Raw genomic sequence first — 12,449 nt, forward strand, 5'->3', positions numbered from 1 at the left:
CGTGACGACCCCACCCACCGCCCGGACCCTCGGCCAGCTCCGCGAGAGCGGCCACGAGCACCGGCCGCTGCGCACCGAGCTGCGCGAGAACCTCCTGTCCGCGCTGCGCGAGGGCCGCGACCCCTGGCCCGGCCTGCACGGCTTCGAGAGCACCGTCATCCCCCAGCTCGAGCGGGCGCTGCTCGCCGGCCACGACGTCGTCCTGCTCGGCGAGCGTGGCCAGGGCAAGACCCGGCTGCTGCGCACCCTGGTGGGCCTGCTCGACGAGTGGACGCCGGTCATCGCGGGCGCCGAGCTCGGCGAGCACCCCTACGACCCGATCACCCACGCCTCACAGCGCCGGGTCGCCGAGGAGGGCGACGACCTCGCCGTCGAGTGGCGTCACCGCGACGAGCGGTACGCCGAGAAGCTGGCCACCCCGGACACCTCGGTCGCCGACCTGATCGGCGACGTCGACCCGATGAAGGTCGCCGAGGGGCGCAGCCTGGGCGACCCCGAGACCATCCACTTCGGCCTGATCCCGCGCTCCCACCGCGGCATCGTGGCGATCAACGAGCTGCCCGACCTCGCCGAGCGGATCCAGGTCGCGATGCTCAACGTGATGGAGGAGCGCGACATCCAGATCCGCGGCTACGTGCTGCGGTTGCCGCTCGACACCCTCGTCGTGGCCAGCGCCAACCCCGAGGACTACACCAACCGCGGGCGGATCATCACCCCGCTCAAAGACCGCTTCGGCGCCGAGATCCGCACCCACTACCCGATCGCGCTCGAGGACGAGGTCGCGGTGATCCGGCAGGAGGCCGACCTCGTCGCCGACGTGCCCGACCACCTCGTGGAGATCCTCGCCCGCTTCACCCGGGCGCTGCGCGAGTCCAGCTCGGTCGACCAGCGCTCCGGCGTCTCGGCCCGGTTCTCGATCGCCGGTGCGGAGACGATCGCCGCTGCCGCGCTGCACCGCGCCACCACCCAGCGCGAGGACCGCGCCGTGGCCCGCGTCGTCGACCTCGAGACGGCCGTGGAGGTGCTCGGCGGCAAGGTCGAGTTCGAGACCGGCGAGGAGGGGCGCGAGGAGCAGGTCCTCGAGCACCTGCTGCGCAAGGCCACCGCCGAGACCGTCCGGGCCCACCTCGCCGGCGTCGACCTCGGCCTGCTCGTGCAGGCCATCGAGGCCGGCGCCATGGTCGTCACCGGCGCCCAGGTCAGCGCCATCGACGTGCTCTCGGGGCTGCCGCCCCTGGGCGAGTCCGACCTCTACGACCAGGTCTGCGACCGGCTGGGCGCCACCGACGACGGCACCCGCGCCGGCGCGGTCGAGCTCGCGCTGGAGGGCCTGTTCCTGGCCCAGCGGATCAGCAAGGACTCGGGCGAGGGCGAGACCGTCTATGGCTGACGCCGGCGACCCCGCCGGCCCGGGCTCCGGGCCGGAGGACCGCGACGCCCGGCGTCGGGCCCGGCTGGCCGGCGGACGCGCCCGCCGGCCCGCGCTGCGCTCGCGCTACGGCCGCTACGCCGGCGGGCCCGACCCGCTGGCACCCCCGGTCGACCTCGCGGAGGCGCTCGACGCCATCGGCGAGGACGTGATGGCGGGCTACAGCCCCGAGCACGCGATGCGCGAGTTCCTGCGCCGGGGCGGCCGCGACCAGACCGGCCTCGACGACCTCGCCCGCCGGGTCGCGGAGAAGCGCCGCGAGCTGCTGGAGAAGCACGGCCTCGACGGCACCATGGCGGAGGTCAAGGAGCTGCTCGACCAGGCGGTCCTGGCCGAGCGCGGCCAGCTCGCGCGCGACGTCGACCTCGACGACGGCGACCGCGCGCTGCGCGAGATGCAGCTGGCGAACCTCCCGGCCAGCCCCGCAGCGGCGGTCAGCGAGCTCGCGTCGTACGACTGGAAGAGCGGGGAGGCCCGCGAGAAGTTCGACCAGATCAAGGACCTGCTCGGCCGCGAGATGCTCGACCAGCGCTTCGCGGGCATGAAGCAGGCGCTGGAGAACGCCACCGACGAGGACCGCCAGCACGTCAACGAGATGCTGCAGGACCTCAACGGCCTGCTCGAGAAGCACCGGCTCGGCGAGGACACCCCCGAGGACTTCGCGGACTTCATGGACAAGCACGGCGAGTTCTTCCCGGAGGACCCGCAGGACATCGACGAGCTGATGGACGCCCTGGCCCAGCGGGCGGCCGCCGCCCAGCGGATGCGCAACTCGATGACGCCCGAGCAGCGCGCCGAGCTCGACGCGCTGGCCGCCCAGGCGTTCGGCTCGCCCGAGCTCATGCAGTCGCTGTCCCAGCTCGACGACCACCTCCGCTCGCTGCGTCCCGGCGAGGACTGGGGCGGGTCGGAGGACTTCGAGGGGCAGGAGGGCCTCGGTCTCGGCGACGGCACCGGCGTGCTGCAGGACCTCGCCGACCTCGACGACCTGGCCGAGCAGCTCTCGCAGTCCTACGGCGGCGCCCGCATGGACGACGTCGACATCGAGGCGCTCGAGCGCCAGCTCGGGCAGCAGGCTGGCGTCGACGCCCGCACGCTGGCGGAGCTGGAGCGCGCGCTGGCCGACACCGGCTACCTCAAGCGCTCCTCCGACGGCCAGCTGACGCTCTCGCCCAAGGCGATGCGCCAGCTCGGCAAGTCGCTGCTCAAGGACGTCGCGCAGCGGATGTCGGGCCGCCAGGGCGCACGCGACCTGCGGCAGGCCGGCGCCGCGGGGGAGCGCTCCGGCGCCAGCCGCGAGTGGGCCTTCGGTGACACCGAGCCGTGGGACGTCACCCGCACCGTCACCAACGCGGTGGTCCGGACCGCGGGCGAGGGCGGCGACACCTCGCGCGGCGTACGCCTGGAGATCGGCGACGTCGAGGTCCACGAGACCGAGGCCCGCACCCAGGCCGCCGTGGCGCTGCTCGTCGACACGTCGTTCTCGATGGCGATGGCCAACCGGTGGGTCCCGATGAAGCGCACCGCGCTGGCGCTGCACCAGCTGATCTCGACCCGCTTCCGCGGCGACGCGCTCCAGCTGATCGGCTTCGGCCGCGCGGCGCAGACGATGCAGATCGAGGAGCTGACCGCGCTCGACGCCCGGTGGGACAAGGGCACCAACCTGCACCACGGGCTGCTGCTGGCCAACCGCCACTTCCGCAAGCACCCCAACGCCCAGCCGGTGCTGCTCATCGTCACCGACGGTGAGCCCACCAGCCACCTCGAGCCGGACGGCGAGGTCTTCTTCTCCTACCCGCCGCACCCGCTCACGGTGGCCTGGTCGGTGCGCGAGCTCGACAACGCGATGCGCCTCGGCGCCCAGACGACGTTCTTCCGGCTCGGCGACGACCCGGGCCTGGGCCGCTTCCTCCAGCAGCTCGCCGACCGCGTCGACGGCACCGTCGTGTCCCCCGAGCTCGACGACCTCGGCGCCGCCGTCGTCGGCAGCTACCTCGGCGGCCGTGGCGGCCGCTCGGGCCCGCCCGGGTTCGACGACTGGTACGGCGGTCGCGGGGCGTGGTTCGGGGGCTGACCCGGCCGCCCGGCCACCTCGCTGATTCGCCGTCCGGGGAATCAGCACCTCGGTGTCAGGTCAGCGTCGTGCGGAGGTCCCGACCGCGACACTGACCTGACAGTGAGCCGCGGGCCCGTCGTACGCCGCCCCGTCAGCCGACGGGCTCGACGACCTCGTGGTCGGTGAGCGTGGCGAGGAGGTGCTTGGTCTGCTCGCGCCCGTCGCCCAGCAGGTGGTCGATGGCGGTGAGGCGGGAGGTCATGTGGCCCACGGCGTACTCCGCGGTCATGCCGATGCCGCCGTGGAGCTGGATCGCCTCCTGGCCGACGTGGCGGCCGGCCTTGCTCACCTGCAGCTTGGCGCGGCGGGCGGCGTCGCTGACCTGCTGCGGCGTCGAGCCGTGGTCGGCGAGGACCATCGTGGCCCAGGTGACGATGCTGCGGGACAGCTCGAGCGAGGTGTACATGTCCGCCGCCCGGAACGTCAGCGCCTGGAAGCGGTTGAGCGTCATCCCGAACTGCTTGCGGGTGGTGAGGTAGTCGGTGGTCAGGCGCAGCGCCGACTCCATCAGCCCCAGCGCCTCGTGGCAGTAGGTTATCTTGGCCGCGGCCACGACGCGCTCGAGCGCGGCGAGGGTGTCGACCGAGCCGTCGCCGAGCCGGGTGGCCGGCGCACCGTCGAGGGTGACGCGGGCGGCGCGACCCCCGTCGAAGGTGGCGTACGACGAGGTCTCGACGCCCTCGCCGGGGGTGACCAGGAACAGGGCCGGTCCGCCGTCGGTCGTCGCGGAGACGACGAGCAGGTCGGCGCGACCGCCGGCCACGACGGGCTCCTTGACGCCGGTCAGGCGGCCGTCCTTCTCCACGACGCCCTCGCCGGCCAGGTCCCAGCGGGAGCCGGGCTCGAGCAGCGCGGCGGCGACGACCTTCTCGCCCGAGGAGATCGCGCCGAGGACCTCCGACTTCTGCTCGGCCGTGCCCAGCGCCGCGACGAGGCCGCCGGCGAGCACCACGGTGTCGACGTAGGGCTCGGGGGCGTTGACGCGACCGAGCTCCTCGGCCACGACGGCCAGCTCGACCGGGCCGGCGCCCATGCCGCCGTCGTCCTCGCTGTAGGGCAGGCCCAGCAGGCCCATCTCGGCCAGCCTGCCCCACTGCTCCTGCGAGAACCCGGGGTCCTCGGAGGTGGCAGCGCGCCGCTGCTCGTTGTCGAAGCCCTTCAGCAGGCCGCGCACCGCGTCACGCAGGGCGGTCTGCTCGTCGTCCAGGGAGAAGTCCATTGGTGTGCGCTCCTTCGCGAGCGGGTCAGAGGCCGAGGATGGTGCCGGCGATGATCTGGCGCTGGATCTCGTTGGACCCGCCGTAGATCGACGCCTTGCGGTAGTTCAGGTAGTCGGGGGCGGTGACCCGCGCCCAGTCGGGCACGTCGGAGTCCTTGTCCGCGCCCGAGGCCAGCGCCAGCGGGCCGGCGACGTCGACGAACAGCTCGGTCACGGCCTGCTGCAGCTCGGTGCCCTTGAGCTTGAGCACCGAGGAGGCCGGGTGGGGCTTGCCGTCGGCGGAGTGGGCCACCACGCGCAGCGCGGTCAGCTCGAGCGCGAGCAGCTCGTTCTCCAGCTCGACGATCTTCGCGCTGAGCAGCACGTCGTCGAGCAGGCCGCGGTCGGCCGCGACCTGCTTGAGGGTGGCGAGGCGGCGCTTGGTCTGCGCGACCGGCGCCACGCCGACCCGCTCGTTGCCGAGCAGGAACTTGGCCATCGTCCAGCCCTGGTTCTCCTCCCCGACGAGGTTCTCGCCCGGGACGCGGACGTCCTCGAAGAACACCTCGTTGACCTCGAAGCCACCGTCGATGAGCTCGATCGGGCGCAGCGTCACGCCCTCGGTGTCCATCGGGATGAGGATCATCGAGATGCCGGCCTGCTTCTTGACCTCGGGGTCGGTGCGGCACAGGCAGAAGATCCAGTCGGCGTGCTGGCCGAGCGTGGTCCAGGTCTTCTGGCCGTTGATCACCCAGTCGTCGCCGTCGCGGACGGCCTTGGTGGTGAGCGAGGCCAGGTCCGAGCCGGCGTTGGGCTCGGAGAACCCCTGGCACCACCAGATGTCGAGGTTGGCGGTGGCGGGGAGGAACTTGGCCTTCATCTCCTCGCTGCCGAAGTGCGCGATGACCGGCCCGATCATGCTGGCGTTGAACGCGAGCGGCGGCGGGACGCTGGCCAGCTGCATCTCCTCGTGCCAGATGTGGCGCTGCATCGGCGTCCAGTCCTGGCCGCCCCACTCCACGGGCCAGTTGGGCACGGCGTACCCGGCCTCGTTCATGATCCGCTGCGCGGTCACGATGCCCTCCTTGCCGACGTGGCGGCCGGAGGCGATCGTGTCGCGGAGCTCCTGGGGGATCTTCGTGGTGAAGAAGGTCCGCATCTCCTCGCGGAACGCGGTCTCCTCCTCGGTGAGGGCCAGCTGCATGGGAGCTCCTGTGGGGTCGGGCGGCGTACGTCGGACACGTTACCGCCAGGTACGTGAGCCCGGTGGCGGACCGGGGTCGCCCACCGGTCAGGCCGAGAGGGCCTTCTCGATGTCGCCGGCGAGCTTCTCGGGCTTGGTGGTCGAGCCGTAGCGCTTGATGACCTGGCCGTCCTTGCCGACGAGGAACTTGGTGAAGTTCCACTTGATCTTCTCGCCGAGGAGCCCGCGCTTCTCCTCGCGCAGCCACTTGTAGACCGGGTGCGCGTCGTCGCCGTTGACGTCGACCTTGGAGAACATGTCGAAGCTGACGCCGTAGTTCTTCTGGCAGAACGCGCCGATCTCCGCGTCGCTGCCCGGGTCCTGGTTGCCGAACTGGTTGCAGGGGAAGCCGAGCACGGCCAGGCCGCGGTCGGCGTACTGCTGGTGCAGCTGCTCGAGGCCCTCGAGCTGCGGGGTGAAGCCGCACTGCGAGGCGGTGTTCACGACCAGGGCCACCTTGCCGTCGTAGGCGCTCAGCGGCACCTCCTGCCCGTCGATGGAGGTGGCGGTGAAGTCGCTCAGGGTGGTCACGGGTGGTGTCCTCTCGTCGGGGATGGCGGCGCGCGGTGGTTCGGAGCCGCCGGGCGCGCGGATGGGCCCGGCGGACGGGCCCGGCGTACGCCGCAGCCCCGTCAGCCTGGCACGACGAGGCGCGACGCGGCGCAGCACGGGCCGACCGGTAGTTTCCGACCCATGGCCACCCCGCTCCAGGCGCCCGACGACGCCACCACCTCCCCGTCGCCGTCCGCCCCCCTGCCCGGCGTCTTCGGCGGTCCCGACACCGCCGCCGACGCCGAGCGGCTGCGCCGGCTCCGGCGGATGCAGGCGGTCGCGCTGGGCCTGCTGATCCTGGCGGCCGTGGTGTACGTCGCGACGCTGGACCGCGACGGCTTCTGGGGGTTCGTCAACGCCGGCGCCGAGGCGAGCATGGTGGGCGCGATCGCCGACTGGTTCGCGGTGACCGCGCTGTTCCGGCACCCCCTGCGGCTGCCGATCCCGCACACCGCGCTGGTGCCGACCCGCAAGGACGAGTTCGGCAGGAGCCTGGAGGAGTTCTTCGCGGAGAACTTCCTGCAGGAGCAGGTCGTGCGCGAGCGCCTCGCCGCGGCCGACATCGCCCGCCGCCTCGGTGACTGGGTGGCCGACCCCGCCCACGCCCGTCGCGTCGTCGCCGAGGGCGCCACGGTCGCGGGCCTGGGCCTGGAGCGGCTCAAGGACTCCGACGTGGAGTCGGTGGTCCGCGACGTCGTCATCCCGCGGTTCGTGGCCGAGCCGGTCTCGCCGGTCGCCGGGCGGCTGCTCCAGGAGGTGGTGCGCGACGGCGCCCACCACGGGCTGGTCGACCTCGCGCTGACCGAGGCCCACGAGTGGCTGGTGCACCACCAGGAGCGGTTCACCCAGGTCGTCGGCGAGCGGGCGCCGTGGTGGGCGCCGGAGCGGGTCAACGAGGCGATCGTCAACCGGCTGCACCTCGAGGCGATCCGCTGGATCGCCGACATCCGTCGCGACCCCGACCACTCCGCCCGGCAGGCGCTCGACTCCTTCCTGGCCCAGCTGGCCGACGACCTGCTGAACGACCCGGAGACCCAGGAGCGCACCGAGAGCCTCAAGCGCCGGCTGCTCGAGACGCCGCAGATGGTCACCACGGGCATGTCGCTGTGGAGCGCGTTCCGTACGGCGCTGCTCGCCGCGCTCGCCGAGGAGGACGGCCCGCTGCGCGACCGCGCGGCCCGCGAGCTGGTGTCCTTCGGCGAGCGGATCGGCACCGACGAGGCGCTGCGGCAGCGCCTGGAGACCTGGCTGGCCGACCTGGTCGTCTTCGCGGTGGGTCGCTACGGCCAGGAGCTGACCTCGGTCATCACCGCGACCATCGCTCGCTGGGACGGCGAGGAGGCCGCCCGCAAGATCGAGCTGCACGTGGGCCGCGACCTGCAGTTCATCAGGATCAACGGCACCATCGTGGGTGGCCTGGTGGGCGTGGTCATCCACGCGGTCACACTGGTGCTGTGAACCCGTTCCGCCGCCGTCGCTCCGACCCCTGCGCCGACCCCGCCGCCGACCGGTCGGCCGGCCCGCCGCCCCCGGAGGACGTGCCGATCAAGGACGAGATGATCCGCCTGGGCCAGTTCCTCAAGCTCGCCAACCTCGTCGAGAACGGCGCCGACGCCAAGGTCGTCATCGCCGAGGGCCGCGTGAGCGTCAACGACGAGCCCGAGCTCCGCCGCGGCCGCCAGCTGGTGGTCGGCGACGTCGTGGCCCTCGGGACCGCACGCTCCCGCGTCGCCTCGGGTGGTGACGAGGTCGACGTCCCGTGGTGAGGGCAGTTTCACCGGCCAGCCGGTGAAACTGCCCGCCGGACCGGGACGAACCGGTCAGCGGCGGGCAGTTCCGCCACCTCGTGGTGACGGGTGGGATCAGCGGACGTCGACGAGGTCCACGACGAAGATCAGCGTCTCGCCGGGCTTGATCACGCCGCCAGCGCCACGGTCTCCGTAGGCCAGGTGGGGCGGGATGGTGAGACGGCGACGGCCGCCCACCTTCATGCCCTGCACGCCGGTGTCCCAGCCGGTGATGACCTGGCCGACGCCGAGGCGGAAGTCGAGCGGGGCGCCGCGGTTGTACGACGCGTCGAACTCCTCGCCGGTGGAGTGGGCCACGCCCACGTAGTGCACCGACACGGTGCTGCCGGAGGTGGCCTCGGCGCCGTCGCCCTCGGTGATCTCGGTGATCTCGAGCTCGGAGGGGGCGGGGCCGTCGGGCGGGTCGATCTCGGGCTTCTGAGCAGTCATGGGGCAAGCCTGCCACGAGGCGTCCGGCCGCCGGCCGCGCACCCGTCCGACCATCTGCTTGCTACGAATGGCCCGACATGGACATGACCTCGCGCGTCCCCGACTGGCTGACCCCGGTCGCCTGGACCTACCTCGCCGCCTCGCTGCTCAGTGCCGGATACCTCGCCGTCGTCCTGCTGCGTCGGGGGAGGAGGGGGCACCCGGCCACCGCACTGGTCTGGGTCACGGCCGCGCTCTACCTCGGTCCGGCCGCGGTGGTGCTGCACCACCGCTACGGGGGCCGCGACGACGCCGACCGGCCCCGCGGGCTCGGAGGGCTGCCCGGCGGCGGGGCCTCGGCGCTGGCCCACCTGGTCGGTGTGCCGCTCGTGGTCGCCTCGGGCGTCACCATCGCCGGGATCGACCTGTGGGTCATGATCCTGACCATCGGCGTGCTCGCGATCGCGCTGCTCTTCGCCTACGAACGTGTCGTGACCCGGGGCGGGTCGACCCCGGCCGTGGCCGCCACGGCGGCCGTCGCCACGGTGCTCGCGTTCGACGTCGGCATGGGTGGCTGGATGGTGCTGCTGCACTACAACGCCTTCATGCCGCCCGCCACGGCCGGCACGTTCTGGTTCCTGATGCAGCTCGGGATCCTGCTCGGGCTGGTCACGGCCTACCCGGCGGTGGCGTGGCTGCACCGCCGTGGCTCGGCCGCGGTCGCGGTGTGAGAGCGCGGCCGCCCGGGTCTCAGGTCTGGTGGACGTAGGAGTCGAGCTGGTCGCGCTCGAAGGTCAGCTGGGTGATCCGGCTCTTGACCACGTCGCCGATGCTGACCACGCCGACCAGGCGGTCCTCGGTGACCACCGGCACGTGCCGGATGCGCCGCTCGGTCATCAGCGACATCAGCTCGTCGAGGTCGTGCTCGGGCTCGCAGGTGTGGACCCGCGCGGTCATGATCTCGCCGACCTGCGCCTCGAGGACGTCCTCGCGGTCGCGCAGGCGGCGTACGACGTCGCGCTCGCTGACGATGCCGTCCACGGAGGTGCCGTCGGCGCTGACCACGACGGCGCCGATGTTGTGCTCGGCCAGCAGCGCCACCAGCTCGCGCACGCCCGCGTCGGGAGCGATCGTGACCACATCGCCGCTGCTCTTGCCCTTGATGACGTCCTGGATCCTCACGGTGACCTCCTCGACGCTGCCTGCCCGCGGTGGGTGCGACGACCCTAGTGTCGACGGCCGGGCAGCGACAGGGGCAAAAGCCACCGTGGCGAGGGTCAGTCGACCGGCTCGCCCCGGCGGGCGCTGAGGTCGTGCACGGTGCCGCCCGGGTGGGGGTCCTCGTGGTCGGCGAGCGAGCCGAGGAAGGCCAGGGCCTGGTCGTGCAGCTTGCCGTTGCTGGCCATCGCGGAGCCGCCCGTGGGGCCGGGGTCGCCGTCGAGCGAGGTGAAGACCCCGCCCGCCTCGCGCACGATGACGTCGAGCGCGGCCATGTCGTAGACCTCGAGCTCGGGCTCGGTGGCGATGTCGACGGCCCCCTCGGCGAGCAGCATGTAGGACCAGAAGTCGCCGTACGCCCGGGTCCGCCACACCCGCCGCGACAGCGCCAGGAAGTCGTCGAGCCGGCCGCGCTCGTCCCAGCCCGAGAGCGAGGAGTAGGCCAGCGACGCGTCCTCGATGCGGGAGACGTCGCTGACCTGGCACGCGGTCGCCCGCAGCAGCGACCGGCCGGTCCACGCGCCGCCGCCCTTCATCGCCCACCAGCGACGGTTGAGCATCGGGGCCGAGACCACGCCGACGACGACCTCGTCGTCGACCATGAGCGAGATCAGGGTCGCCCAGACGGGCACGCCGCGGACGAAGTTCTTGGTGCCGTCGATCGGGTCGACCACCCAGCGCCGCTGGCTGTGGCCGCTCGAGCCCTGCTCCTCGCCCAGCACGGCGTCACGGGGTCGGGCCCGTGACAGGGTGCGGCGGATGCCCTCCTCGACGGTCCGGTCCGCGTCGGTGACGGGCGTGAGGTCGGGCTTGGTCATCACGTGCAGGTCGAGCGCCTTGAACCGGCTCTCCGACGTGGAGTCGGCGTCGTCCGCCATCACGTGGGCGAGCCGGAGGTCGTCGGTGAAGTCGGACGGCATGAGGCACAGGGTATGCGGCAGCGGACCCTCCCAGCGGCCAGGACGTCGTCGGCAGACTCACAGGCCCCTCACAGGCCCTGCCGATAGTTTCCGGTTCATGGAGATCAACGGCATCCCCGCCCACCCCCTCGTGATCCACGCCGCGGTCGTCCTCGTGCCGCTGGCGGCGCTGTCGGTGATCGCCTTCGTCGTGCCGCGATGGCGCGCGGCCGCGCGCTGGCCGGCGCTCGTCCTGACCGTCGTGGCCACCGTCGCGGTCCAGCTGGCCACCCTCACCGGGGAGAACCTCGAGGAGACCCGCGGCCCCGACAACGCGCTGATCCACGAGCACGCCGAGTGGGGCGAGCGGCTGCAGGTCCTGATGTACGTCCTGGCGGTGCTGGTGGTCGTGGCGTTCCTGGTGATGCCGGTCGTGCACCGCGCCACGGGTCGCGACCGGCCGGCCCGCGTCGCGGTGCTGGAGAAGCCGCTGATGGTGCTGCTGCCGCTGCTCGCGGTCGCGGCCGTGGTGATCGTCGTGATCACCGGCGACCTCGGCGCGCAGTCGGTCTGGGGCGGCTAGCTAGTACGCCGCGCCGGACTCGCGCGAGGCGAGCAGCCGCCGGAACGACCGCACCCGGTCGACCTGCTGCCCGGTGGCCTCGTCGAGGCCGCACTCGGGCTCGCCGTCGCCGTGGGTGCAGCCGCGCGGGCACGACCGGGTCAGCTCGTGGAGGTCGTCGAAGGCCTCGATCAGCTGGTCCGGGTCGACGTGGTTGAGGCCGAAGGAGCGGATGCCCGGGGTGTCGACGATCCAGCCGTCACCGGGCAGTGCGAGCAGCAGCGCGCTGGTGCTGGTGTGGCGGCCTCGTCCGGTCACCGCGTTCACCACGCCGACCTCGCGGGAGGCGTCGGGCACCAGCGCGTTGACCAGGGTCGACTTGCCGACGCCGCTGTGCCCGAGCAGCACGCTGGTCCGCCCGGCCAGCCGCTCGCGCAGCTCGGCGAGGTCGGCGCCGCGCTGGGTCACGACGTACGGCACCCCGAGCGGGCGGTAGGCCTCGAGCACCGGCTCGGGGTCGGCCAGGTCGGCCTTGGTGAGCACGAGCAGCGGCGACATGCCCGCGGCGTACGCCGCCACGAGGGCCCGGTCGACCAGGCCCTGGCGCGGCTCGGGGTCGGCCAGCGCGGTGACCACCACGAGCTGGTCGGCGTTGGCGACGATGACGCGCTCGACGGGGTCGTCGTCGTCGGCCGTGCGGCGCAGCACGGTGAGCCGCTCGTCGACGAGCACGATGCGCGCCAGCGAGCCGTCGTCGCCGGAGACGTCGCCGACCAGCCGGACGCGGTCGCCCACCACGACGCCCTTGCGCCCCAGGGGGCGTGACTTCATGGCCATGACCACCGACTGGTCGCCCCCGACGAGGCGACAGGTGTAGCGGCCCCGGTCGACGGTGACGACGACGGCGGGGACGGCGTCGTCGTAGGTCGGCCGGTCCTTGGTGCGGGGCCGGGTCCGTCGGCGGGGCCGTTCGTAGGACTCGGGGTCCTCGGCGCCGTAGCGCCCCGTGCTCACCG

The 12,449-nt window shown here is 72.9% G+C and carries 13 protein-coding genes; 6 read left to right on the forward strand and 7 right to left on the reverse strand.

Going from position 1 to position 12,449, the window contains the following annotated elements:
- The first annotated feature begins 1 nt into the window (after position 1).
- Complete coding sequence (locus tag ASG49_RS02625) at positions 2 to 1,390, forward strand: hypothetical protein (protein ID WP_056539632.1); 1,389 nt, start codon at positions 2 to 4, stop codon at positions 1,388 to 1,390.
- Positions 1,383 to 3,503 (forward strand): VWA domain-containing protein, encoded by a 2,121-nt coding sequence (locus ASG49_RS02630; protein WP_235561876.1) that lies wholly within the window; start codon positions 1,383 to 1,385, stop codon positions 3,501 to 3,503. The genes ASG49_RS02625 and ASG49_RS02630 overlap by 8 nt, the downstream gene beginning before the upstream one ends.
- A gap of 133 nt (positions 3,504 to 3,636) precedes the next feature.
- Here ASG49_RS02630 and ASG49_RS02635 read toward each other — a convergent pair whose 3' ends face one another.
- From ASG49_RS02635 to ASG49_RS02645, 3 genes are all read right to left on the reverse strand, one after another.
- Positions 3,637 to 4,764, reverse strand: coding sequence for an acyl-CoA dehydrogenase family protein (locus ASG49_RS02635; RefSeq protein ID WP_056536717.1), 1,128 nt, complete (start codon positions 4,762 to 4,764; stop codon positions 3,637 to 3,639).
- Between the two features lie 25 nt (positions 4,765 to 4,789).
- Complete coding sequence (locus tag ASG49_RS02640) at positions 4,790 to 5,947, reverse strand: acyl-CoA dehydrogenase family protein (protein ID WP_056536720.1); 1,158 nt, start codon at positions 5,945 to 5,947, stop codon at positions 4,790 to 4,792.
- Between the two features lie 87 nt (positions 5,948 to 6,034).
- Complete coding sequence (locus tag ASG49_RS02645) at positions 6,035 to 6,517, reverse strand: glutathione peroxidase (protein ID WP_056536723.1); 483 nt, start codon at positions 6,515 to 6,517, stop codon at positions 6,035 to 6,037.
- A gap of 162 nt (positions 6,518 to 6,679) precedes the next feature.
- On the opposite strand from ASG49_RS02645, the gene ASG49_RS02650 reads away from it, so the two are divergent.
- Complete coding sequence (locus ASG49_RS02650; RefSeq protein ID WP_082533725.1) at positions 6,680 to 7,996, forward strand: DUF445 domain-containing protein; 1,317 nt, start codon at positions 6,680 to 6,682, stop codon at positions 7,994 to 7,996.
- An 86-nt stretch (positions 7,997 to 8,082) separates the two neighbouring features.
- Positions 8,083 to 8,304 (forward strand): RNA-binding S4 domain-containing protein, encoded by a 222-nt coding sequence (locus ASG49_RS02655; RefSeq protein WP_255355106.1) that lies wholly within the window; start codon positions 8,083 to 8,085, stop codon positions 8,302 to 8,304.
- A 96-nt stretch (positions 8,305 to 8,400) separates the two neighbouring features.
- On the opposite strand, the gene ASG49_RS02660 is transcribed toward ASG49_RS02655, so the two are convergent.
- Positions 8,401 to 8,775 (reverse strand): FKBP-type peptidyl-prolyl cis-trans isomerase, encoded by a 375-nt coding sequence (locus tag ASG49_RS02660; protein WP_056536726.1) that lies wholly within the window; start codon positions 8,773 to 8,775, stop codon positions 8,401 to 8,403.
- A 77-nt stretch (positions 8,776 to 8,852) separates the two neighbouring features.
- Here ASG49_RS02660 and ASG49_RS02665 point away from each other — a divergent pair, with 77 nt between their 5' ends.
- Positions 8,853 to 9,485: a DUF4396 domain-containing protein gene (locus tag ASG49_RS02665; protein WP_082533726.1), complete on the forward strand. Its 633-nt coding sequence runs from the start codon at positions 8,853 to 8,855 to the stop codon at positions 9,483 to 9,485.
- A 19-nt stretch (positions 9,486 to 9,504) separates the two neighbouring features.
- On the opposite strand, the gene ASG49_RS02670 is transcribed toward ASG49_RS02665, so the two are convergent.
- Entirely contained in the window at positions 9,505 to 9,936 is a 432-nt protein-coding gene (locus ASG49_RS02670; RefSeq protein WP_056536732.1) for a CBS domain-containing protein, read from the reverse strand.
- Between the two features lie 95 nt (positions 9,937 to 10,031).
- Positions 10,032 to 10,892, reverse strand: a complete 861-nt coding sequence (hisN, locus tag ASG49_RS02675; protein ID WP_056536735.1) for a histidinol-phosphatase — start codon at positions 10,890 to 10,892, stop codon at positions 10,032 to 10,034.
- Between the two features lie 97 nt (positions 10,893 to 10,989).
- Here hisN and ASG49_RS02680 point away from each other — a divergent pair, with 97 nt between their 5' ends.
- Positions 10,990 to 11,454, forward strand: a complete 465-nt coding sequence (locus ASG49_RS02680) for a DUF2231 domain-containing protein (RefSeq protein WP_056536738.1) — start codon at positions 10,990 to 10,992, stop codon at positions 11,452 to 11,454.
- Here the strand turns inward: ASG49_RS02680 and rsgA are convergent, their stop codons facing one another.
- Positions 11,455 to 12,447, reverse strand: coding sequence for a ribosome small subunit-dependent GTPase A (gene rsgA / locus ASG49_RS02685; RefSeq protein ID WP_056536740.1), 993 nt, complete (start codon positions 12,445 to 12,447; stop codon positions 11,455 to 11,457).
- Between the last annotated feature and the right edge of the window lie 2 nt (positions 12,448 to 12,449).

The sequence above is a fragment of the Marmoricola sp. Leaf446 genome, assembly GCF_001424755.1.
Taxonomy (GTDB): Bacteria; Actinomycetota; Actinomycetes; order Propionibacteriales; family Nocardioidaceae; genus Marmoricola.

What these genes read in the sequence shown, in the direction of transcription:
- ASG49_RS02640 (WP_056536720.1), bottom strand. Translation starts at nt 5,947, where the DNA reads ATGCAGCTGGCCCTCACCGAGGAGGAGACCGCGTTCCGCGAGGAGATG.
- ASG49_RS02680 (WP_056536738.1), top strand. Translation starts at nt 10,990, where the DNA reads ATGGAGATCAACGGCATCCCCGCCCACCCCCTCGTGATCCACGCCGCG.
- ASG49_RS02650 (WP_082533725.1), top strand. Translation starts at nt 6,680, where the DNA reads ATGGCCACCCCGCTCCAGGCGCCCGACGACGCCACCACCTCCCCGTCG.
- ASG49_RS02660 (WP_056536726.1), bottom strand. Translation starts at nt 8,775, where the DNA reads ATGACTGCTCAGAAGCCCGAGATCGACCCGCCCGACGGCCCCGCCCCC.
- ASG49_RS02635 (WP_056536717.1), bottom strand. Translation starts at nt 4,764, where the DNA reads ATGGACTTCTCCCTGGACGACGAGCAGACCGCCCTGCGTGACGCGGTG.
- hisN (WP_056536735.1), bottom strand. Translation starts at nt 10,892, where the DNA reads ATGCCGTCCGACTTCACCGACGACCTCCGGCTCGCCCACGTGATGGCG.
- ASG49_RS02630 (WP_235561876.1), top strand. Translation starts at nt 1,383, where the DNA reads ATGGCTGACGCCGGCGACCCCGCCGGCCCGGGCTCCGGGCCGGAGGAC.
- ASG49_RS02665 (WP_082533726.1), top strand. Translation starts at nt 8,853, where the DNA reads ATGGACATGACCTCGCGCGTCCCCGACTGGCTGACCCCGGTCGCCTGG.